General features: G+C 40.6%; 18 protein-coding genes. 3 read left to right on the top strand and 15 right to left on the bottom strand.

The features are described from left to right. Positions 1–126 precede the first annotated feature (126 nt). Positions 127–798 carry a hypothetical protein gene (locus IPK31_09070; protein ID MBK8088076.1) on the bottom strand — a complete coding sequence of 224 codons (672 nt, stop codon included), beginning with the start codon at positions 796–798 and terminating at the stop codon, positions 127–129. A 3-nt stretch (positions 799–801) separates the two neighbouring features. Continuing rightward, positions 802–2,298 carry an RNA polymerase factor sigma-54 gene (rpoN, locus tag IPK31_09065; protein MBK8088075.1) on the bottom strand — a complete coding sequence of 499 codons (1,497 nt, stop codon included), beginning with the start codon at positions 2,296–2,298 and terminating at the stop codon, positions 802–804. Between the two features lie 186 nt (positions 2,299–2,484). On the opposite strand from rpoN, the gene IPK31_09060 reads away from it, so the two are divergent. Further along, positions 2,485–2,688 carry a hypothetical protein gene (locus IPK31_09060; protein MBK8088074.1) on the top strand — a complete coding sequence of 68 codons (204 nt, stop codon included), beginning with the start codon at positions 2,485–2,487 and terminating at the stop codon, positions 2,686–2,688. Between the two features lie 48 nt (positions 2,689–2,736). On the opposite strand, the gene IPK31_09055 is transcribed toward IPK31_09060, so the two are convergent. The 4 genes from IPK31_09055 to IPK31_09040 form a co-directional block, all read right to left on the bottom strand. Further along, positions 2,737–3,129, bottom strand: coding sequence for a hypothetical protein (locus IPK31_09055; GenBank protein ID MBK8088073.1), 393 nt, complete (start codon positions 3,127–3,129; stop codon positions 2,737–2,739). A gap of 105 nt (positions 3,130–3,234) precedes the next feature. Then, on the bottom strand, positions 3,235–5,757 hold the full coding sequence (locus tag IPK31_09050; protein ID MBK8088072.1) for an AAA family ATPase: 2,523 nt from the start codon (positions 5,755–5,757) through the stop codon (positions 3,235–3,237). 10 nt (positions 5,758–5,767) lie between these two features. Continuing rightward, positions 5,768–6,145 carry a GxxExxY protein gene (locus IPK31_09045; protein MBK8088071.1) on the bottom strand — a complete coding sequence of 126 codons (378 nt, stop codon included), beginning with the start codon at positions 6,143–6,145 and terminating at the stop codon, positions 5,768–5,770. A gap of 99 nt (positions 6,146–6,244) precedes the next feature. Then, positions 6,245–6,589: a single-stranded DNA-binding protein gene (locus IPK31_09040; GenBank protein MBK8088070.1), complete on the bottom strand. Its 345-nt coding sequence runs from the start codon at positions 6,587–6,589 to the stop codon at positions 6,245–6,247. A 191-nt stretch (positions 6,590–6,780) separates the two neighbouring features. Between IPK31_09040 and IPK31_09035 the strand changes: the two genes are divergently transcribed. Next, positions 6,781–7,158: a hypothetical protein gene (locus tag IPK31_09035; protein MBK8088069.1), complete on the top strand. Its 378-nt coding sequence runs from the start codon at positions 6,781–6,783 to the stop codon at positions 7,156–7,158. Between the two features lie 24 nt (positions 7,159–7,182). Beyond that, positions 7,183–8,226 carry a Gfo/Idh/MocA family oxidoreductase gene (locus tag IPK31_09030; GenBank protein MBK8088068.1) on the top strand — a complete coding sequence of 348 codons (1,044 nt, stop codon included), beginning with the start codon at positions 7,183–7,185 and terminating at the stop codon, positions 8,224–8,226. Positions 8,227–8,235: 9 nt separating this feature from the next. On the opposite strand, the gene IPK31_09025 is transcribed toward IPK31_09030, so the two are convergent. The 9 genes from IPK31_09025 to IPK31_08985 form a co-directional block, all read right to left on the bottom strand. Beyond that, positions 8,236–9,759, bottom strand: coding sequence for a serine hydrolase (locus tag IPK31_09025; protein MBK8088067.1), 1,524 nt, complete (start codon positions 9,757–9,759; stop codon positions 8,236–8,238). Between the two features lie 476 nt (positions 9,760–10,235). Further along, positions 10,236–12,701 carry a zinc-dependent metalloprotease gene (locus IPK31_09020; GenBank protein ID MBK8088066.1) on the bottom strand — a complete coding sequence of 822 codons (2,466 nt, stop codon included), beginning with the start codon at positions 12,699–12,701 and terminating at the stop codon, positions 10,236–10,238. Positions 12,702–12,784: 83 nt separating this feature from the next. Then, a complete protein-coding gene (locus IPK31_09015) occupies positions 12,785–13,312 on the bottom strand; it encodes a hypothetical protein (GenBank protein MBK8088065.1) in 528 nt (175 codons plus the stop codon). Positions 13,313–13,425: 113 nt separating this feature from the next. Next, positions 13,426–14,343: a hypothetical protein gene (locus tag IPK31_09010; protein ID MBK8088064.1), complete on the bottom strand. Its 918-nt coding sequence runs from the start codon at positions 14,341–14,343 to the stop codon at positions 13,426–13,428. 24 nt (positions 14,344–14,367) lie between these two features. Beyond that, on the bottom strand, positions 14,368–15,954 hold the full coding sequence (locus IPK31_09005) for a RagB/SusD family nutrient uptake outer membrane protein (GenBank protein MBK8088063.1): 1,587 nt from the start codon (positions 15,952–15,954) through the stop codon (positions 14,368–14,370). A gap of 18 nt (positions 15,955–15,972) precedes the next feature. Beyond that, complete coding sequence (locus IPK31_09000; GenBank protein ID MBK8088062.1) at positions 15,973–19,533, bottom strand: SusC/RagA family TonB-linked outer membrane protein; 3,561 nt, start codon at positions 19,531–19,533, stop codon at positions 15,973–15,975. Positions 19,534–19,718: 185 nt separating this feature from the next. Next, entirely contained in the window at positions 19,719–20,906 is a 1,188-nt protein-coding gene (locus IPK31_08995; GenBank protein ID MBK8088061.1) for a FecR domain-containing protein, read from the bottom strand. Between the two features lie 401 nt (positions 20,907–21,307). Further along, positions 21,308–21,565: a hypothetical protein gene (locus IPK31_08990; GenBank protein MBK8088060.1), complete on the bottom strand. Its 258-nt coding sequence runs from the start codon at positions 21,563–21,565 to the stop codon at positions 21,308–21,310. A gap of 181 nt (positions 21,566–21,746) precedes the next feature. Further along, positions 21,747–22,271, bottom strand: coding sequence for a hypothetical protein (locus IPK31_08985; protein ID MBK8088059.1), 525 nt, complete (start codon positions 22,269–22,271; stop codon positions 21,747–21,749). Between the last annotated feature and the right edge of the window lie 335 nt (positions 22,272–22,606).

Below are 22,606 nucleotides of genomic sequence, written 5' to 3'. Positions count from 1 at the left end.
TCTGCGGGGTTTTTATTTGATGCTAATTATTACATTCTTCATATCAAAGGCGTAAAAAGCCCACTCAAAGCATGGATAAAAGAAGGAATCAAAAAGTAATCCGTCAGGCACCAACTCATTTCTAACTTATCGAATGATAAACCAGGTAATCACCTGTATCAAAACCCCAGTTATAAAACCAACTGTAATTTCAGCCGGCTTGTGATCACTTACAATAAACCGGCTGGTTGTGGTTATGCCTGCTATAAGAAATACAAGTAACAGGGAAAACACATCATCCAGTCTGTTGGCAAAAAGTAACAGGGAGAAGAAAGCAGTTAATCCTCCAACACCCATTGCATGCATACTCACTTTCATATAATTGTTAATGATCAGTGAGGCCGATGATGCAATAAAAACGCTGAGTAAAAAAGCCGTAAGTTCTGATGGGTCACCTAATCTTTTGGAAACATAAAAGCTCCAGAAGAAAAAAGTAATGCAGGCCACATAAGGTATGATGCGGTCTTTTTGTGTATGTAATTGAATAGAATCAATAAAACCAAGCCCTTTCAGCAGCAATACAGTAGCTATAGGTAAAAAAATAGAAGTACTGAAAACACGGAGAAAAACAACCATTTTTTCAAATGACGTTTCACCAATAAACACAATACTGTTTCTGAACAGCAGGTATAAGGTTACCCATGCAATAATGAACAGGGGATGAAACAGGTAAGAGAAAAAAGAAGCAAAAAATCTCAACACTTTCGGGTGCAGATTTGTATTCAGACCGCCTTTCTCATTTACCATCATTTGATCCATAACTTATAGCTGTTTACGCAGCCTTGCAACAGGAATATTCAATTGTTCCCTGTATTTGGCCACGGTTCTTCGTGCAATATTATACCCTTTTTCCTGAAGTAATTCTGTTAAGCGCTCATCGCTTAATGGTTTGCGCTTATCTTCTGCCTCTGCCAGATCTAACAGAATTTTCTTTACTTCTCTTGTTGATACTTCTTCGCCACTGTCGGTACTTAATGACTCACTGAAGAAAAACTTCAACCGGTAAGTACCAAACTCTGTTTGTACAAACTTGCTGTTGGCCACACGGCTTACAGTTGAAATATCAAGCCCTGTTTTTTCTGCAATATCTTTTAAGATCATCGGCTTGAGTTCTGTTTCATCACCAGTAAGAAAAAACTCTTCCTGGTGTTCCATGATCGAACTCATCGTATGTAAAAGCGTATTCTGCCGTTGTTTGATGGCATCAATAAACCAGCGGGCAGCATCAATTTTTTGCTTGATGAACATCACTGCTTCCTTCTGACGCTTATCCCGTTTACTTCCCCTGTCATATTCTTTCAGCATATCCCTGTAACCTTCGCTGATACGGAGATCAGGTGCATTGCGGGAGTTGAGTGTTAGCTCCAGTTTGCCGTTATTATTGAGAATAAAAAAATCGGGAACAACATAAGCCTCTGCCTTATTTACTTCACCAACATTACCCCCGGGTTTGGGGTTAAGCTTTACTATTTGACGGATGATTGCTTTTAATTGTTCATCATCCAGAGAAAGACTTCGTTGTATTTTTTCGTAATGTTTCTTGGTAAACTCATCGAAATATTTTTCCAGGATAAGGATGGCTGCCTGGATATCTTTTGATGGATTTGTTTTGAATTTATGCCGCAGTTGAATAAGTAAGCATTCCTGCAAATCACGGGCACAGATACCGGGTGGTTCAAATTGCTGAATCAGCAGAATTAACTCTTCAATCTCTTTTTCAGATGTTTCAACATTCTGGCGGAAAGCCATGTCATTCACAATAGCACTGTTTTCCCTGCGCAGGTAACCATCATCATCAATACTGCCTACAATCTGCTCAGCTATTGCCTGTTTTTTATCATCCAGTTTCAGCATTCCTAACTGCTGAAGAAGCAGATCATAAAAACTGGCTTCCAGCCTTACAGGTGATGATTTCCGTTCCTCCTGGTCAGCATAGTTATCCTCTCTTGTTCTGTAATCCGCAATTTCATCATCCCCGTCATTTACATATTCGTTAATGTCAATGCTTCCATATTCATCTTCACTTCCTTCTAAATCATACTCATCTTCCTCGCTGCTGTCAAACTCATCTTTTATTTCTTCGTTATTCTGTTCATCGCTGTCTTCGTCTGATTGTTCAAGGGCGGGATTTTCTTCCAGTTCCTCTTTAATCCGTTCTTCCAGATTAGCCGTAGGTACCTGAAGCAGTTTCATCAGCTGAATTTGCTGAGGAGAGAGCTTTTGCAGTAATTTTTGTTGAAGTCCCTGACTGAGTGCCATTTTCCGGATACAGTTTATCTTTACAATGTAATTCTTTCAGCGGCTAAATTATTAAAAAATCAGGTCATGTTTAAAAATTGGAACAATTTTTGTGCTTTGGCGGCCCTTTTCTTAACATTCTCTTTGAAAATCAATGCCCAAACTATTGATACAGCAGCAAAACAAGCCAGAATTCACCCTGTTGTTATGCCAGTTTTTCAAACATTAGCTCCTCAGCCTTCATTTTTTTTAACAAAAACCAATACTGTAAAGGTTAGTTGGGGAAGCCCGTTCAGCCATTGGGGAATTATGTGTGTAGGAGAATATAAACTGGAAAAGAAGACTGGCATCCCCTTTCGCTTCAGGTTGGGATCTTTAGAATATGTAAACAAACTGGAAGGGAAGAAATAAAAAAGCAGCAGAAAATTCTGCTGCTCTATGGATGAGTTAAGATAAGTATTATCGTTTCCCCCAAACTGCAACCCTAGCTTTGCCCTTAGCTTTACCGATTGTAGTATACAAAAAATCAATACGATCTAATTTTCTAACACCGCCCGGTAAATCAATAACCCTGCTTTCCTGCCCGGCCCTGAATACATTCTTTAAAGGCACATTCATTTTTTCGCCATTCTCAAAATAAATATCAACATCTACAATCCTCAGAGGGCCATCTGTTACCCTGATTTTGATTTGACGGTAGGCATCATTTCCGCCAACACGCAGCACATCACGATCAGGACCAAATGCGGCCCATTTATCGCCTATAAAATGCCAGTCTTTTTGAACAGAAGTAAACGAATTGAAGGTTGTGAATGCAAGCATAGCCAGTAAAACAAAACAGATCTTTTTCATGTAATAACTTTTGAAGTGAATATTCAGTTGCTTTATGACAGGGAAACAAACCGAAAGTTAAATTACTTCTTAGAAAAAGATTTTGCAAGAGCCATTTATAAAATTTCAGAACACATCTTCTGTGTTCCCATTCTGACTGCTAGGTTTAACATCCTGATTAGCATCAAGCCTTGACAGATGATTGACTACTGCCCTGATTTCTGCAAACGTATATTCATCACCAAGCAACCCCTTCAACTCACCAGATTTCATTTCGGGGTTACTGACAATGGCTTCTTTAATGACCTCAACCTTATTATCTGAGACCAGTTTAAACACAGATATTTCACCATGTTTAACCGCCTCAGCCAAATGCCCTTCAATGGTGCTGTTGGCAAAATTGCGAAGCTTTGCTATTTCATCAATTGTTTTCCCCTCTTTATAATATTGCAATGAAATAGAAAACGAACTTACCTTCTCAGCCTTTGGAGTGGAAGGTTCTTTCCGTTGTCTTTTTGGGTTTGCTTCCTTTGCTTCAATATTTGTTTCGATATGATGTTCACTGCAATACCTCTCTACCATTTCAAGTATCTCATCACCATACTTCTCAACCTTTGCTTTTCCAAAACCGCTCAACATCATTAAATGATTTTTAGCAAGAGGCAGATACGTGCAGATTTCAGTCAGGCTGTTACTGTTGGCCAGCATATAAATCGGCAGATTATTTTCTTCACAAACCCGATCTCTCCATTCTTTCAATTGAAAATACAGTTCTGCATGATTAATATTGGAAACCGTTTGCTTTTTATTACCTGCATAACTGGTTACCCGGAAATTGGGTATAGCAAGATTAAGTTTGTGTTTCAAAAAAACCGTAACAGAAAAAACTTCTTTCCCGTACTGCAATAAATATGCAGAGGTATGAAGTGCAATACAGAGCGATTGCAGGTGTTCATTCACTTCATCAGCAGCTGTTTTAAGTTCTGTAATCAACGGATGCTGATTGACTGTTTGCTGTAATGCAGTAATACGTGGAAGAAAATAAGTCGCTGCGTCCTGTATTCGTTTTTGTAAAGCCGGGTTCTGCTCAACAACTCCTTCTTCTTTTAATAATTCATGAATACGGATGATAAATTTTTGAGCAACGGTTTTCTCTGCATCAAATTGCTGCAACAATTCTTCTACCCAAGCTTCAGCTTCTTCATTCAACTCATGTTTATGCTTGATAATGTTTTGCTGCAATTGTTTAATGGCAATTTCCGTTTGCCCGAATGAAAACAGATCTTCCAGTAAAAGCTGTGTAAATAATTTTCTGGCCTGTGCAAACCGTTCAGCTAAAGAACCCTTTGTTGTTAATGAATTTTGTCCGTTGAGTACATGCTGGTTATTAAAAATTACAGAAGGATTAATTTTCGACAGCAGCACAATTCCATCAATACTGGTGCAACGGCTCAACGCAACATATACCTGACCACTGCTGAAAGAAGCTCCTGCGTCAATCATAACCTTATCAAAAGTCAACCCCTGGCTTTTATGAATGGTGATGGCCCATGCCAAACGCAATGGGTACTGTTCAAAAGTTCCCATCACTTCCTGTTCAAGTTTGCCATCACTTCTGTTCAATGTATATCGGGAGTTCTCCCAAATTTCTTTCAGCACATGAATGTCTTCACCATCACTTGTAACAATAATCTCTGCATCATCCAGTGATTTCACAATACCAATCTTTCCGTTAAAGTATCTCTTTGCAACTGTATCGTTTTTCAAAAACATAACCTGTGCGCCTTCTTTCAATATTAACTCCGCATCAGCAGGATAAGTGTTCTCCGAAAACTCTCCTTCAATATCTGCTTTGTAGGTAAATGCAGATGAAGTAAGTTTTTGTAATTGCTGACGATTGATCAGTTCTGCCTGGTTGTTGTGTGAGGTAAGTGTAATATATTTTTCTTCAGCCAATGGTTGAAAACCGGGGATATAACGTTGATTCAGCTGATCGAAATCTTCCCGTTCAATCTGGTTGTTTCGTACTTTGTTCAACAGTTCAACAAAGCTTTGTTCCTTCTGCCGGTAGATTTTATTCAACTCAATCAGCAAGGGCATTTGCTCTTTGATTACCTGACTGTCAAAAAAGAAAGAGGACGAATAGTATTCCTGCAGAATACTCCATTCCTGATTTTGTGCAACGGGAGGAAGCTGAAACAGATCGCCGATAAAAAGCAACTGTACTCCGCCAAATGGAACATGATGCTGATAACGAACACTTCGCAAAATCGTATCAATGGCATCCATCACATCACAACGAACCATACTGATTTCATCAATCACCAGTAATTCCATTTTACGCAAGAGGTGTAGACGTTGCTTGTTATACCTGATCTTGGAAAGTAATTCACTCTTTGCTGAGTTTGTTGGAAGAAAAGGATGAAAGGGTAATTGAAACAGGCTGTGTAATGTTACACCGCCTGCATTGATGGCAGCAACACCAGTTGGTGCAGCTACAATAATATTTTTGGAACAATGTTCTTTAAGATATTTCAGAAAAGTTGTCTTACCTGTTCCGGCTTTGCCCGTAAGAAAAATACTTTCCTGTGTTTCGGTTACAAAACGGAAAGCCAGATCAAATATTTCGTTGCGCTCCACAGATTGCATAGATAGAAAATTAAAAAATCAGCCGCTTATAATCAAGTGCTGATTTGCCAAAGTTAATGATCAAACCTAATCTTAGTCCGGAAGCTTTGAGGTAGTTTAATGTTTGAGCAACAGCATCATCGGTAATACCATCCTTATTTACTTTTACTTCCACTATTATATTGCTAAACAACGTATAGTCTGCAAAGAACTTATGTTGCAGGGTTACTCCTTTATACTCGATTGCATGTTTCTCTTCCCTAACATAGTTCATGCTCCGTTGAAGAAACTCAACCTCCATTGCATCTTTATACACTACTTCCAGAACACCATAACCAAGATTATTGTAGACTTCCATACATGCGCCAACAATCTGGTAAACTTCAGATCTATAAAGAATTTGCTCCATAAATCAGGTTTGGTTTTTTTGGTAAAGGCCACGAATCACACAAATCAACACGAAAGAATTGTTTTATTCGTGAAGATTCGTGCAATTCGTGGCAGTAATTTAAGCCTTCCCTTTTTCTCCCAGCAACAGCAACTCATTCACCTGCACTTCAGTACTGTATTTTTTATTCCCTTCTTTGTCTGTGTAATTTCTGTTTACCAGCTTTCCTTCAACCACTACTTCTTTTCCTTTGGTTAAATACTTTTCGGCAATCTCGGCTACCTTCCCCCAGGCAATCATATTATGCCACTGTGTTTCGGTTACTTTCTCTCCTTTTGCGTTACGGTAGGTTTCGTTTGTTGCAATACTGAACTTTGCCATTTTTTTACCACCATCTAATGTTCTTACTTCCGGTGCGTTGCCTAGGTTACCAATCAGTTGAACTTTGTTCTTAAGTGCGTACATGACTTTGAAATTTAATTGTTTTGAATTTTGTTATCTCAGTCAACCGTTGATGTTATTGCCGATTGACAACACAAAGATGGTCCGGCACAAAAGCCTTATCCGGTTTTTATCCGTTTACTCCCGAAGCTAAACGTGTAAAAACGTTTGCACACGGATAAATAATTGTATATTGATCCTTCAAAACACTTGCTATGACTGCATCTGACAGCAAAACCTGCCTGGCCTGTGGCAAAACACTAAAAGGAAGAGTCGATAAGAAATTTTGCGATGATTACTGCCGTAACAGTTACAACAACCTGCAAAAAGCTAAGGGAGTTCACAGCAGTTATGTGAGAAATATCAACAACACTCTTTTAAAAAACAGGAAGATCTTGGAAAGTATTTTACCTGATGGTGAAGAAACAGCCAAAGCCAATAAAGACAAGCTGCAACGACTGGGTTTTCACTTCAAATACCTCACACATCTTTACACAACAAAAACAGGGAAGACTTATTTCTATTGTTATGATTATGGATACCTGCCCTTAGAAAATGATTGGTTCCTGGTTGTGAAAAAGAAAGAAGATTAACTTCGGGCAACTCAATAAAAAATTATGCAGCCAATCAATACAGCAATCTGTTCTTTTGGAATGAGTGGATGGGTGTTTCATGCTCCCTTCATCAGCACACATCCCGGTTTTCGTTTTTATGCCGTTTGGGTAAGAAGCAAAAACCTGGCTCAGGAAAAATATCCTGAAGTAAAAGTGTACCGTACACTGGAAGAATTAGTGGCTGATGAGTTGGTTGAATTAGTGGTGGTGAATACGCCTAACACTACTCATTATGATTTTGCCAAACAGGCATTACTTGCAGACAAACATGTGATTTGTGAAAAACCATTTACTGCTACAGTTGCAGAGGCCGAAGAATTAATTCAGAACGCAGCAAAGCAAAACAAGCAATTATCTGTTTTTCAAAACCGCCGTTACGACAGTGATTACAGAACAATCAAAAAAGTGCTTGAGGAAAAATTATTGGGCGATATCGTTGAAGCCGAATTTCATTTCGATCGGTATAAAGAAGAACTGAGTCCAAAGCAGCACAAAGAAACACCCATACCCGGAACAGGATGTTTATATGATCTCGGCTCACATTTAATTGACCAGGCTCTGCAATTATTCGGAATGCCCCAAGCTGTGTTTGCTGATATTGCCGTCATGCGCCCTGTATCGAAGGTGGATGATTATTTTGAACTGCTGCTCTACTATCCTGTACATCGTGTTCGTGTTAAAGCAAGTTACCAGGTTCGTGAAGCATTGCCAGGTTATATTATACATGGAAGCAAGGGCTCATTTATTAAACCAAAAACAGATATGCAGGAGGAACAACTGCAATCGGGCATGTTACCAACTGAAGATGGTTATGGAATAGAACCTGAATCAGAAAAAGGCCTACTGCATTCAGAAATCAATGGAAAGATCATTAAAGAATATATTCCTTCGCTGAAAGGAAACTATACCGATTATTACGAAGGCGTTTATCAAGCCATCCGCAACAATCAGCCACCTCCTGTAACTGCTGAAGATGGAATGAAAGTGATTAAAATTATTGAGGCAGCCTTTCAGAGCAGTAAAGAAAGAAGAGTAATTGATTTATAAATTTCTTTCTTATTGTTTCCCGGTTATTTCAATAACGGTTTCGGGGTTATACGAGTTGATCATTTTTAATTTTAATTGGCCTTCTTCAAGTTTCATGGTCATTGTCCAGTGATGCGGACTTTCAATATATCTTACTGTTACTTCCAGCGTCTGCCCATCAAGCCATCTGCAACTGCCGGCAACTTTGAAAGGATATAATAACCCAAAATTCACGGGGGCTGGACGTAAGAGATAAGGACCAACCAGTTTGGTTTCTCCAAAACTCCATGTTTCAAAGCCAAGTGGAATAAGATGTGTTTTCTTATCCTTTGTTTCAATCTGCAACGACCAATTTTTTTTCTTTTTCTGAATCGTGAGGTTCCTGAAATCAAATGCATTTGCAGTTAATGCAAATGTTGTGTTGAGTAAATGCTCATCGCCTTTTCGCAAATGCGAAACAGGCGGATCGAGTTTTAACCGGTTTGTTTTTTTCTTTAACTGACGTAAGCTTTTTGGATCTGGATTCAATGCAGTTGTATTGAATGCAGGCAGTAAATATTTCCAGATCATATTTAAATCATCCTGTAAATCGAGCGATTCTGATGTAATTACAACAACGGCATCCAGTTCAGGCATCATCACAATATATTGTCCGAATGCACCATCGGCACGGAACGCATTGTTACGGCAGCGCCAAAACTGGTATCCATATCCTTGTAACCAATCAGAAGAATCTTTTTTCTCCTGTGTAGCACTTGGGTTCTGTTCAATCTGTTTGCCTGTTGCTTCTTTTACCCAATCGGCTGAAAGAATTTGTTTGCCATTAAACTTTCCCTGATTCAGGTAAAGCAAACCCAGCTTAGCCATATCTTCTGTTTTTACACGAATGCCCCAGCCTCCGGTATTGATTCCTTTGTAGTTCATTTCCCAGTCAATTCCTGAAATACCAAGCGGAGTAAATAATCTTGGTTGCAGGTAATCCATTACTGTTTGCCCCGTTACTTTTTGTACAATTGCCGACAGCATATAAGTAGCTAACGTATTGTATAAAAATTTTGTTCCGGGAACATTGACAATAGGTATTTCAAGAAATCCTTTGGCCCAGTCTGCCTGCATAAACACCCGTTCAAACATTTCCTTCGCATGACCCACAGACATAGTCAACAGATCCTTCACTTTTAGGTCGGCCAGATATGGTTTCGATGACAGGCTTGCATATTCAGGAAAAAAAGAAATTACTTTATCATCGACGGAAAGCTTCTTTTCATCAACAGCAAAACCAATAGCAGTGGAAGTCCAGCTTTTACTTACTGAATACATCGAATGTTTTAAATCAGCCCTGTAAGGCGACCACCATCCTTCGGCAATTACTTTTCCATGCCTGATGATCATTACAGAATGTAATTCATGTTTCTTTGTTTGATAAGCATCAATGAACCGTATAATGGCGGCTGAAGAAACACCCTCCGCTTCAGGAATGCTTCTTGGCAATGATTGGGTGAATGCAGAAATAACATACAGCAGAAGCAGTAAAACAGAACTTAGTTTTTTCATAAAACGGTTTGAATATTCTAAAATAATCAATTCTGAAATACAGTTCTTTTGAAACAGGCAATTAAACATATCTCACAACTGGTACGTTGTGTTTGCAGATCAAGTATTATCTCCATGATACATCTTTTACAGCTGATAGCTCATCGACTATATCAAATTTCCCTTCCTTGTATGGAAAGCAGTGTTTTAGCTGTTACGTCAGTTATACTTGAAAATTCAGGCAAATGATCAAAACCCTTTCTTTGCTAACTCAGGAAGAATCAATATCAGTTGACTATACACTGAACAGAATAACGATACTCTTCCATTACCAAAACAAGATGACACAACCTTCTTCACAGAATTACGGAAGGTTACATTCGGGCAGTTACATTGTAACAGTTTTTATCCAACTGATAGAGATCTTCTTTTAAAAAAAAGGCAGGTGTGGAAACACCTGCCCGCTGAATTTAAAAATCAATCAGCATGAGAAAAAATTACAGTTTCGAATTGAAGGCTGTTTTAAACCGTTCCTGGATATCTTTCAGATGATAGAGTGTTAATGGCTCTGTTGAGCGCAGAATGGCCTTATCTATTTCTGTTTTTAACAGAAACATATCGGCTCTGATAATCGAGGAAGCTTCCGTTTCTGTATAAACAGGATCTTTTGACATAATGATTTCAGTCATTGCACCGAAGTAAGTTTTTTGCAGATTGCGGCGGTATGCATCCATTTTCACAGGTCCTGTACCAAGTATTTCTTTCCAGATACTCTTATGAATGGTAGCAATGTATTCTTCCACAGGGAACGCATTATTCCCGAACTGCTGCACATTTGCCTGTAGCTTTGTCACCATCCCTATGTCAAGCAAGGTGTTGAGCATACGCACCTGTATCTCTTCCACATAATTCTGACCCGCAGGAAGAGTTACCCGACTTACGACATTCTTATCCAGAAGCCACATAGGTGTAGTAAACACCTGCTCATCAAAGAAAGTGAGAGCTGATTTTTGTTTTCCTTTGGGCACAACCTCATACAAGGGGCCACCTTCTTCTTCACTACGGAAAACATGATTGACACCACTGATATTTTTCAGTACATGCAACATATAACGTGTAAACTGGTTTTGCACCTGTTTGTACATATTGGCCAGGTTTTCATTCAAACCTCCTTCTTCAAATGTCCATTGCGGCAGGTTGGGAAGAATCCGTTGCAGGTTTTTGATACCATAGCGGCTTGCTATTATGGCATCATCTCCCAGATCTTCTGTTTGACATTGAGGATCAAATCTTTTGGTTTCGCCGTCGCCAAACCAGAGTCTCGGATTTTTCAGGCGTTCCTTGATCCATGTACGAACGATCTTGTTATCTGCATCCGCATCGGGTGCAGCTACATATTTGTAACCCCATTCAATGGCCCATTTATCATAATCGCCAATACGGGGAAACAGTTGCTGCTGTGTTAACCCATCCTCGGGTTGTGCCACATAATTAAAACGTGCATAATCCATGATGCTGGCCGTGTGCCCGAATTTATCCAGATAGGTTTTGCTGCGCAAACTATCTACCGGAGTGCGGCTGCTGCTGCCGAAGTTGTGGCGCAACCCCAGTGTGTGACCAACTTCATGACTCGATACAAAGCGAATCAACTCCCCCATCAATTTTTCATTCAATATGGGGGTGCGTGCCTGTGGATCAACCGCTGAAGCCTGCGTCATATACCAATTACTCAGTAATTCCATTACGTTGTGATACCAGCCAATATGAGTTTGAATTATTTCTCCACTCCTTGGATCATGCACGTTAGGACCATAGGCATTGGGAATTTCGGAGGGCAGGTACCGTACAAATGAATAACGGGCATCTTCCATATTCATACTGGTATCGCCTTCCGGCCATTCTTTTCCTATAATTGCATTTTTAAATCCTGCCTGCCCAAATGCAACCTGCCAGTCATTTACACCTGCAATCAAATAAGATCTCCACTGCTTAGGTGTAGCCGGATCAATATAAATTACGATGGGTTTTTGCGGTTCCACCAGTTCACCCCGCTTCCATTTATCCCTATCTTCTGGTTTGGGTTCCATTCGCCAGCGCATAATAAATTGCCGCAGTTTTGTTTTCTGTTGTGCATCGCCAAACTCGTAAAAGAAATCTGCAAAATAACCTACCCTTGGATCAAAATAACGACGCTGCATGGGCACTTTGGGGAGTGCAATAAAAGAAGTGTTTGTTTCGATTGTAGCGGGCGTACCGGGCGGCAGCAATTTGGACGATGATGGCATGGTCTTGCTGATGGAGATTTCTACATTCACAGGATAGACACGGATTGATTCGATATAAAAATCCTTCATGCCGCCCACATTGGCATTTTGTGCCAGGGCTGTAGATGCATGAATACCGTTGATGAAATTTTTCTCCTTCAGAAATTTTGAAACATCAATCACGGCACTTCCTTTGCCGTAAGCCATTACTGGAAAACTGGCCACAATCGGGTTTTCACTGGATTTTATTACAGCTTTATAAATAGCGCTGGAAGAATCAGCTTCATTAATTAACAGATCGTATCGGATCTGAATTGTTGAATCGGGTCCTTTTTCAAACCATATCGTTCTTTCATCCAAAGCTTCGCCGGCATACATTCCATGACCGGCAGGCACTCTTACAAGACGATTAATGATCATGATATCCTGTTTGAGAATTGAATCAGGAATTTCAAAATAAATTTTATCACGGAACTGGTGTACCGCAAATAATCCCCACTTGCTGGTGAAGTTTTTGTTAACAACACTTGCATAAGGTTTGGTGGCAACCCTTGGTGCCGGCTTGGTTGTATCTTCCTTTGCCGGTTCCTGTGAGCCCGATGAAGTTCCAATCTTTAGTTGTGCTTCTGCAACAAAGATAACTAAGAGCAGCCCTGCTAAACTGAGCAGAAACTCTTTCAAAAAACGTGTATGCTTCATTTTGTAGTTTTAATAAATAATTGAAGTGATCCGGCAAGATTTTCATGTGATGATTTTTTTCCGGAAGTTTAAAAAAGAGAAATCTAATTGATGCGTTTCGTATTAAATCCGGGCGTATTCATCAACAATGTCATAAAAACATTGGCCCGTGAAGCACTACCGGCATCCCAGCGAAAGATGACTGGCAATGAAAACTCGCCTGGTTTTTCCACTCTGCAGGTGGCACTGGTTCCTTCGTCAGAAGAATTGCGCAAATCAAAAATTACACCCTGGTTGCCCTGTTTTACCCAGGCAGCAATCATAGTAGCGGCGTAAGGTTTATACTGTTCAATCAGATCAGCCACCAGCAAGTCGAACGATGGATCGGGCAAAGGCACTGTAACAAATTTCTGAACGCTTCCCTCAAACAACAGGTTTTCATCGGATGCAGTAAGTGAAAACTCTGCTGTGCGGCCTGCTTTTGTTTTAAACGGATAAGCCGCCTCAAAGTCCTCTGCATTCAGGTAACCGGGCATTTTTTTTCTGGATGGAGCCTGTGCACAACTGGCCATAAGTATAACAGCAAACAACACAGTTGCTGCAAACACTTGTACATGATTAATTCGCTTCATTGTTTAGATTTTGAATTATTGTTGAATAAATAAATAAAATAATAGTAAGCAGTCCATACTCTGTCTGGAGCCTGAAAAAGCCAGGGATCTTACAGTATTATCAGAACGTTGCTTTAAAGCCTCCCGTCGCCTATTCGCTGCAGATCAATATTGTAATTGGTTTTGTAGTAATTAGTAATCTCTTCATACTTTTTTCTGATTAAACCGCTGGAGTCCTTAACAGGTGTAAGAATACCCTGGTAAGTTGTGGTATTGGAATTAATACCACTGGTACTTGTGAGATAAGTATAAGGATTCTGTACAATTGCCTGTATATAATTTAACCAGTCAGTCTGTGAACTGGGTGGAGTGGTACTTACTGAAGTGGAGAGGAAGCCCCGTTTGTATCTTTGAGCCTGAGTGGTATTGATAATCGCTGTTGAATAGTCAGACGAACCAATAAACACATCAGAACGACTCATTTTACTTTTTAAATCCATCAACCGCAGAAAGCCATAGTTCATATTGCTTCTGAACAATACTGCTGAATCTCTCACCCCACGGATATTCAGAATGCGGCTACTGCCCCAGTTGGAAATGAATGTTTCATAAATCCAACCGGTTGTACTGGTGGTTGTAAGATATCCATCCAGCTGGGCACCAGCACCATTAAAGCGGATAGAACTGCAGAGCAGGAATTTAACAGGTAGATATTTACGCAGTGTGGAATCCTGATAGTACCGGAAAAAAGTTGTATCAATCAGATCCAGCTGCCGATCCACATAATCAGAATCGGCCGGAACCATCCTGTAGGCCGAATCCCATTTGGTAACAGCCCAGTAGGAATCTTTCGGAGTGAACTTATAAAGCATATAGACGCCGTAACGGTTATAATAGTCCATAATCCGCTGATCATAACTATTATTTCCTTGTAACAGTTTGTATCCAAACTCATTGATACTGGAAGGAGTGAGTTTTGATTCTTTTTTCACACAGGCAGCCAGTAACAACACTGCCAGGAGAGTCATGAATATATTTTGTAGTTGTTTCATTGTGATTTTTTTACCAGTGAATAATCAGGGGTTTTGAGAGATCATGGCATTTCTTTCCAATACGGCATTAGGAATGGGCAGTATATACCGGCTATCACCCTTTTCCAGGGTATAAGTTTGCCCCGTTCCGGGATCTTCTTCATAGAAATGGGAAATAGAAGGCATCCCCCAACGGCGTAAGTCGAACCAGCGGTGGCCGCCTTCTAACGGAAACTCTCTGCGTCTTTCTTCTTTGCAAAATGTAAGCAATTGCTGAGCGTCAGTAATAACAACCGGCGAATAAGGCCTTCTGGCATCATAGCGGGCACTCCGTAAAGTGTTGAGATCATTCAACGCTGTCTGTAAAAGAGAGACATTCGCATTCTTGATGGCCATCTGAATTTTAGCTTCAGCACGGTTGAGGTACATTTCTGAAACACGTAAACCATCACCGCCCACACCCTTGCTTCCTCCATAAAATTTAAACCCATATACGACGGGACTGGTAGTAACGAAATACAAGGAGGTCAAGAAATAGGTACGTAAGCGCAAATCTCCCAGGTACACAGCCGTATCAGATAATGGCCGGGTTTCGTAAAGCGAAAGCAGGCTGTTGGACACACTATAGGGGGGCTCAATTGTGTTGCTATAAGCTGCCGAAAATACAGAAGAGCGAAACACTTCATCCTCACTGCTGCCGGTACCGGTTCCTATGGCCGAGAATTGCCAGATAATTTCTTTACTCAGGATGGGGTCGTAAATACGATTGGAATATTCAAATGTGGTTCCGTTATTAAACAGATAATATCCCCCTATGGGTCGTCCCTTGTATGTACTAAGTTGTGTAAGATTTGGCCGAACTGCGATTACAGAATCAGCATAAGCAATTGCTTGCTCCCACTTCTCTTGATATAGATACAGGCGGGATAGCATGGCATATGCCGCCAGCGGATTCATTTTATAAGTATTATTGTTCTGCGGGTAATCCTTCATATACTTCAAACCCGCTTTTAAATCTGCTTCTATCTGCGCATATACTTCTGCAACAGTGTTTCGTGGATAAAGGGAATCTGTAACCTCCATCCGTAACTTCAAAGGCACGCCTGAGCTGGTTTCCGGATTTACCCCTTCAGCGTTATAGGGTTTCCCATACATATTCACCAACATAAAGTAGTAGTAAGCCCTCATGGTTAATGCCTGACCACGCAGGTTGTTCTTTTCGGTTTCGGTGCCAGACACCCTGTCTATATAAGCAATAACAGTGTTACATCCGGCAATTTTACCATACATAGTCTGCCAGGAATTCAGGTATGCCGTGGCTAATCCTCCAGGCAAAAGTGCTTCCTGATACAAATTTTTCATCCAGGTAAAAGGAGCTCTCCCTTTGCGAACCACCTCTGAGAGAGCTACATTGCCCTGGCCTCCATTACATTGAACATTGTCTGAAATCAGATCAAGAATGGGGCTCAGATTGGTTTGATAAGGATAGCCATCTCCCGCCATCAGGGCTACCAAATCGCTAATAGTAGAAGGTCTTATTTCATCCTGACTTGTCTCTGTCAGAAATTTTTTACATCCAGCCAGCACAAAAAGAGCGGCCAGCGATACAGAAAGAAATATTAGTCGTTTCATAAATACAATTCAGTTGATTTAAAATGTAATGGCCAGATTGAATGCATGAATACGTGGTAAAGGCTGTGAGCCCGCTGCCACTTCCGGATCTAATCCCTTATAATCCCTGCTTACAAATGTGTACACATTGCTAATACTGTAACCAATCATGGCTGTTTTGCTAAAGATTCGTTTTGCAATTTTTGCGGGCAGACTATAACTGACACTTATATTATTAACACGCAGAAATGAAGCATTCACCACTCTTGCTGTACTGAAATTATACAACGTATAAGGTGTTTCACTTGATCCCTGGCTTTGGTTCCCAAACGTTTGGGCGCCCGATGGAATGGTGAGGAACCCTACAGTTGCCTGCGGTAATGAAGGGATATCGGTTGTTAAATGATCGCCCGGTTTCCTCCACCTGTTTACGAGCAACTGGGGAAGGTTGTTGTACTCATAAGGAGTGCTTCTGATCATATCAACAGAATACAACTGAGCCAGTAATTTATGTGCTCCCGTTGACAGATACATACTGCTGCTGACAGTAAGTGTTTTATAGCGGAAGCTGGTATTGAATCCACCGGTAAAATCAGCATTGAATTTACCGGCGTACTTCATAAAGGCAGCTGCATCAAACTTCACATTGGGATTCTGCGCCGTTGTAGGAAGATTGATCAACGGAATACCGGTGGCTGAATCAAGGCCGGCAAAATCAAATACCCAGAAAGAAGATACTGCATATCCTTCCACATAATAGGTGCCCGATTTGGCTGTATTCCAGGTTGGATTTTGCACCTGACGGCTGGTAACTTTATTAAAGTTCCGGGCACTGTTTATGCCAACTGTCCAGGTAAAATCCTTTGTGCGTACGGGTATAAAATTCAACGACAGGTCAATACCTGAATTATTAAGCGTACCACTCTTCACGGGCATTTGTGTAACTCCGTTTTCGAAAGGAACATCCTTCATAACAATAAGGTCTCTGCTGCGCTTGTTATAATAATCCAGTGAAGCACCTATTCTTCCGCCAAGAAAATTAAAATCAAGTCCCAGGTTGACTGTTTGTGTTTTTTCCCAGCGCAGATTAGAATAAGGCATGTTACTGATACGGTAGATGGGTTCTCCAGTAAGATTACTGATAGCATTTGTTCCGGCAGGAATTTTTATAATCAGGTCTGGACCGAAATTTTCTGCCACGTTCCCCTGAAATCCATAAGAGGCACGAACGCTGAGATCATTCAACCAGCTGGTTTTCCGAAAGAATTTTTCATTGGCTACATTCCATCTCCCACCAACAGCCCAAATGGGTTTAAACCTTGCCCGTGTATCCTGCCCAAAGCGGTTAGATGCATCTCCTCTCAAAGACACGCTCATCACATACCTGTTATCGTATGTATAGCTACCGCTACTGTAATAAGAAACATAATTAGCAGTTCTGTCTGTAATAGTTGTATTAATAAGATCTGCCGAATACAGCAAATTCTCAACGGGTGACCCTATAGAGTTCTGAATGATTCCCGGAGGCATAATGACCACCTTACCACGGTCGGGCATATAGCCGTAGACCGTTGCATTGGTTGCTTTGTAGATATTGCTTCTTAACTCCATACCCAGCAGTCCGGTTACGACATGTACTTTATTGAACGTGCGGCCATAATTCAGCCCATTCCTCCATGTGTAGTTGTAATTGCTGTTATTGCCGGTAACAAGAATGCCGCCGAAGGGCAACCTCGACATTTTAAACTGCTGGTCATTGGGGCCGTAAGTACCATACTCATACCCTCTGTCTCTGGTCATTGCATAGGAACGTTCTGTTGCATAGGCTTCGCTGCTAACATTGGAGTAGTTGGCACCAAACAATGATTCAAACATGAAGCCACCGGAGAAACGGTACCGAATACTGATTCCGGTATTTAAGTTGGTTCTGGTATTGCTGTTTCCTGATTGCGATAGTTCATTCAACACATTGAACCGTAAACCTGAATTCCAGTAATTGTAATACGAAAGTGTGCCATCCTCATTATACGCCGGAATTACCCTGCTGGTGGTTGTGGCATATTTGTATGGATCGGTATTATAAAAGCCATCTGTTTTTGCATAGCCGCCAGCAATTTTTACTGAAGCTGCAAGCCGGGAAGTGATATTGGTGGTAAAACTTACACTTCCCTGGTAACCCGTTTGCCCGTTGCCTTTTGCCTGCCCCTTTTGCATGTTGGCGCCAAATGAACCATAATAGGAACTGTTTCCACTTCCACCGCTTACGCTCAGGCTGTGCGACTGGTTTACCGGGCGTTGATACAATACATCAAACCAGTTAGTATTATTCACTTCCAGTTGCTTTACCCCTGCATTAAATTCATCGTAACTGAGTTTTTGCTCCAGATACTGTTTCAGCAATCCGGAGTACCCCACATTATCCAGTGCCGTAGTAGATGTCAATCCTTTTTCCCAGATTTCTCTTGACACATCAATGCGTTCTTTCGAATTCATGAGATTGAGCTTATCATAGGTGAGCATGGACTGAGTAGATATGCTGGCATTATAAGAAACAACAGGGGCACGGCCGGCTTTACCTCTCTTGGTTGTAATGAGAATAACACCGTTAGCTGCCTTAACTCCATAGATGGCAGTGGAAGCTGCATCTTTTAAAACTGTTACCTCTTCAATATCATACGGATTGAGCCAGGCAATAGCGCTGCCAATAAAATTTTTCAGCAATTCTGAACCGGATGGTTCCTGATTAAACCTGTTCAGTTCCTTAGCCTGGAACGGAAGCGGATCTTCCTGTATGATACCGTCCACCACCCAAACAGGCTCCTGATTTCCGAGCAGTGTGGAGACACCACGTACTCTTACTGTTTGGCGGGTTCCTATTTGTCCGGAATTATTTACGATCTCCACACCCGGCATTTTTCCCTGTAAAGCCTGTTCAATAGTGGTAGCTCCGTTAAGCAGTAAATCCTCAGCTTTCACCTTGGAGACAGAACCGGTCATTTTTGATTTCTGTACGTTTTGATAACCGGTGATGATGACCTCGTCGGCTGCACTCGCACGACGCTCCAGTTTCATAGTGAGTGTTGTAGTGCCTTCTGTTATTTTCACCTGCTTTGTTATGAAACCTACATAAGAAAACTGAATCACATCGCCCTGAGATGCCTGTATACGGAATGTTCCTTCATCGTTACTTATCACCCCTTTCTTCGTGGTTATATTGTACACAGATACTTTTGCCAGGGGGTTACCTTCTTCATCAGTAATCTTACCTGTTATTTCTGCAGCCAATTCTTCCACGGTTTCCGCCGGCGTCGATTTACGCACAACAATGGTACGGTCTTCCAGGCTGTACAAAAACTGCTCCTGTTTAAAACACAAACGGAGTACTGCTTCTACGGAGGCATCTTTCACTTTCAATGTAACCTTTCCTGCCTTATCCAGCAGTTGCTCCTCCACCATAATATTGAAGCCAGTTTGTTTTTGAACCTGTAATAGTACCTGCTTTACCGGTGCATTTTTAACCGACAGTGTAACCGTTTGAGCATCGGTTCGTGCGGTTACATGTAACCAGAAAAAAGTGAGAAAAAGAGTGGTTAGTTTCATAACCCTGATAAGTTTTGGTAATTGATTCCCCGGGCCCTTCTCAAAAGTTCGGGTAATAGCAGTTGATTGCATAGTTTTGCAATGTTTAGGTTTTAGAAATAAGAGTCAATCCCTTTTTTATTTATGCCTGAACTTCAGGCCCCTGCCGCAAACAGGGGCTTTCTGTTATAAATACTTTTTCTTCATCAGCCCGCCAGTACAATTAATTTTTTTCCCTCAATCCTGTATTTAATATCATTTGCCTGTAATGCTTTCAGTACTTCCAAAAGTGTACTCTTCTTGCTGATAATAGCAAAGTATTTCCGGTTGCTGACTGTGGCTTCGTAAACCACTTCTACATCATACCATCGTTTAAACTGCCGCAAAATGGTTTTAAGGTCGGCGCTTTCAAAATAAAACTGGCCGTTTTTCCAAGCCACTGCTTCTTCCATATTCACATCATTCACCAGTTGTAATTTTCCATCACTGCTTAACTGTGATTGCTGGCCCGGCATCATTGTTACAGATGTTTCCTGTCCCTTTAACACACTGAACTTCACACTCCCTTCCAGCAACGTGGTTTTTATGCGATCTTCATCTTCATAAGCATTCACATTAAAATGCGTACCCAGCACCTCTACTTCTCCTTTGCCTGCTACAGAAACTTTAAATGGTTGAGACGTATTTTTCGCAACTTCAAAATATCCTTCCCCTTCCAGTTCAACGCTTCGCTCTTTACCGGTAAACCGAATTGGGAAACGAAAAGAAGAAGAAGCGTTTAACCATACTTGAGTGCCATCAGAAAGTACGACATGATATTCTCCGCCATGGGGTGTTTGAATTGTGTTGTACAACTCTTCGTCCGAAGTACCTGCCTGGTAACGCAGTCCTTCTTTTGTTTTCATCACCTTTCCGTTTCCCTGCTCTGCCAGCAATCCATTACTGGCACTGTCAAGTACTATTTCACTGCCGTCTGCCAGCATCAGAACCGCCCTGTTACCTCCCGGCTTCACATCCTGTTGCAAGGTTGAGTTAGGTTGTTGTGCAACCGAAGGCTTAGCCTCTGTACCTGCAAATTTATAGATGACAAAAAAGCCAGCTAATAACACGGCTGCTGCACTGGCGGCATACCACCATTTTTTGCTGAATAAAGAAACAACCAGGTTCTTTTTCGTTTGAACCTGTAAAATACCTTGCAGCATAGTAGCCGCTTCCTCCTCTGTGAACAATGCCTTCCTCTCTTCGGTAAGTAACCATGCTTGCTCCAATGCCTCTTGTAACACATTTTCATCAACTTCTTTTGTTAAAGAATCCAACTCAACGGTTTCGCATGTTGTAATTGTTCCGTTTAAATAAAGTAATAACAGGATGTTTATCCTTTCTTCTTTCCTCATATATTCATTTTTAGGGCATACATTCCCCCTGTAATTATAAAGACACCTGCAAATTGCAAAAGGGGGAAGAGAAGTTAATATTTTTTTTACATTGGGGAAAAGCAGGAGCATTTGTCAACCGCACCACTCACTAAATTTGGGTATAAAGTGAACTGTAATAAAAGGCTTATAGGTTTAGGAATAAAAAATTACCGCCGCCAAAACTTAAACATAGCTTTCAACATTTCGGGTTTGCCTGCCACAGGGTTGTCACTGTTTTTAACCAGAAAAAGGGCATCACAGGGGAACCGATATTACCATTATGAATAATCTCCAATACATCTTCACGTGGACTTAGATAAATGCAACTATAAAACCCGGGCAAATCATTTGCTTCAAAAACACCAGTAACCTATAATCGTCTAATTCCTGTACATCTGAATTACTTTACTTTCCGCATCGTACAAAAAACTGTCTTTTCCTGTAAGAGGCCATGTTTCTATGGCCAGAAGGCTATCGGCATTTTGTCCATTCCTGTAAATATCTTTTGACAAACCAAACCCATGTTTATTGCCGGTGATGATAAAGTTTGAATTCTTATAAGCTTTAGGTGTAAATAAATGAGAGCATGAGCAAACTGTAAAGAATAAGAGTATAAAAATTTGACTGATGTATTTCATTATTGACTGAGTTCACAGTAAAAAACAACGCATGTAAATAATGCACCAATTCTTAAATCTGATAACGAATTGTTTTTTATTAAAAATTGCCGGGAAGAAAGTAAGACGAAAAGAAAAATACAGCGTTATTTCCTTGCTTTTGGTCTTCCCACTTTACCGGCAGCTGTGTTCAAACATTTGCTTACTGTTTACCGCCCGAAATACGAATACCGGGCTTGCTTTTATCATATACAGGTGTCCATTGCTTAAACATAGTTTTAAGCATTTCGGGTTTGCCTGCCACAGGGTTATCACTGTTTTTTAACCAGAAAAAGGGCATCACAGGGGAACCGATATTACCATTATGAACAATCTCCAATACATCTTTACGTGGACTTAGATAAATGCAACTATAAAACCCGGGCAAATCATTTGCTTCAAAAACACCCAGTAACCTATAATCGTCTAATTCCTGTACTATGGCTGGAGAATCAATAGCAGGAATCTGATTCACTTTTTTATACGTACGAATATTTTTAGTGTCAAAATATCTGATCTGAATTACTTTACTTTCCGCATCGTACAAAAAACTGTCTTTTCCTGTAAGAGGCCATGTTTCTATCGCCAGAAGGCTATCGGCATTTTTCCCATCCCTGTAAATATCTTTTGACAAACCAAACCCATGTTTATTGCCGGTGATGATAAAGTTTGAATTCTTATCAGCCATAGTTATAAATAAACATGAGCAGGCGAATGATAAAAAAAACAAAAGAAAGAAAAGTTGAATACCGTATTTCATCTGTATATAATTTGTAGAGACTTAGTCCTTTTGTTATGAATTCTGAGCCGTTTCGAATATAGAGGGATAAAACACCCCTATCCACATTGAAGATAGCTTAAGGGAAAATCAGAAAATATGAGATTTCGATTTAATAACATAAAACAGTTAAGAGAAATTGCATTTTTCAATTTTGTACTTACACGACCTTGTCGGGACAGCTTTGTAATGACGGTTTGTACTCACTTGTTTTTATCTCAGTTTCATTTTCAAGGTGTATCTTT

The sequence above is a fragment of the Chitinophagaceae bacterium genome (assembly GCA_016713085.1).
Classification (GTDB): domain Bacteria; phylum Bacteroidota; class Bacteroidia; order Chitinophagales; family Chitinophagaceae; genus Lacibacter.
The sequence above is the reverse complement of the archived record's forward strand: the minus strand, read 5'-3'. Positions and strand labels throughout refer to the sequence as shown.

What these genes read in the sequence shown, in the direction of transcription:
- IPK31_08995 (MBK8088061.1), bottom strand. Translation starts at nt 20,906, where the DNA reads ATGAGGAAAGAAGAAAGGATAAACATCCTGTTATTACTTTATTTAAAC.
- rpoN (MBK8088075.1), bottom strand. Translation starts at nt 2,298, where the DNA reads ATGGCACTCAGTCAGGGACTTCAACAAAAATTACTGCAAAAGCTCTCT.
- IPK31_09060 (MBK8088074.1), top strand. Translation starts at nt 2,485, where the DNA reads ATGCCAGTTTTTCAAACATTAGCTCCTCAGCCTTCATTTTTTTTAACA.
- IPK31_09000 (MBK8088062.1), bottom strand. Translation starts at nt 19,533, where the DNA reads ATGAAACTAACCACTCTTTTTCTCACTTTTTTCTGGTTACATGTAACC.
- IPK31_09055 (MBK8088073.1), bottom strand. Translation starts at nt 3,129, where the DNA reads ATGAAAAAGATCTGTTTTGTTTTACTGGCTATGCTTGCATTCACAACC.
- IPK31_08990 (MBK8088060.1), bottom strand. Translation starts at nt 21,565, where the DNA reads ATGAAATACATCAGTCAAATTTTTATACTCTTATTCTTTACAGTTTGC.
- IPK31_09025 (MBK8088067.1), bottom strand. Translation starts at nt 9,759, where the DNA reads ATGAAAAAACTAAGTTCTGTTTTACTGCTTCTGCTGTATGTTATTTCT.
- IPK31_09010 (MBK8088064.1), bottom strand. Translation starts at nt 14,343, where the DNA reads ATGAAACAACTACAAAATATATTCATGACTCTCCTGGCAGTGTTGTTA.
- IPK31_09040 (MBK8088070.1), bottom strand. Translation starts at nt 6,589, where the DNA reads ATGTACGCACTTAAGAACAAAGTTCAACTGATTGGTAACCTAGGCAAC.
- IPK31_09035 (MBK8088069.1), top strand. Translation starts at nt 6,781, where the DNA reads ATGACTGCATCTGACAGCAAAACCTGCCTGGCCTGTGGCAAAACACTA.
- IPK31_09045 (MBK8088071.1), bottom strand. Translation starts at nt 6,145, where the DNA reads ATGGAGCAAATTCTTTATAGATCTGAAGTTTACCAGATTGTTGGCGCA.
- IPK31_09015 (MBK8088065.1), bottom strand. Translation starts at nt 13,312, where the DNA reads ATGAAGCGAATTAATCATGTACAAGTGTTTGCAGCAACTGTGTTGTTT.
- IPK31_09070 (MBK8088076.1), bottom strand. Translation starts at nt 798, where the DNA reads ATGGATCAAATGATGGTAAATGAGAAAGGCGGTCTGAATACAAATCTG.
- IPK31_09050 (MBK8088072.1), bottom strand. Translation starts at nt 5,757, where the DNA reads ATGCAATCTGTGGAGCGCAACGAAATATTTGATCTGGCTTTCCGTTTT.
- IPK31_08985 (MBK8088059.1), bottom strand. Translation starts at nt 22,271, where the DNA reads ATGGCTGATAAGAATTCAAACTTTATCATCACCGGCAATAAACATGGG.
- IPK31_09020 (MBK8088066.1), bottom strand. Translation starts at nt 12,701, where the DNA reads ATGAAGCATACACGTTTTTTGAAAGAGTTTCTGCTCAGTTTAGCAGGG.
- IPK31_09030 (MBK8088068.1), top strand. Translation starts at nt 7,183, where the DNA reads ATGCAGCCAATCAATACAGCAATCTGTTCTTTTGGAATGAGTGGATGG.
- IPK31_09005 (MBK8088063.1), bottom strand. Translation starts at nt 15,954, where the DNA reads ATGAAACGACTAATATTTCTTTCTGTATCGCTGGCCGCTCTTTTTGTG.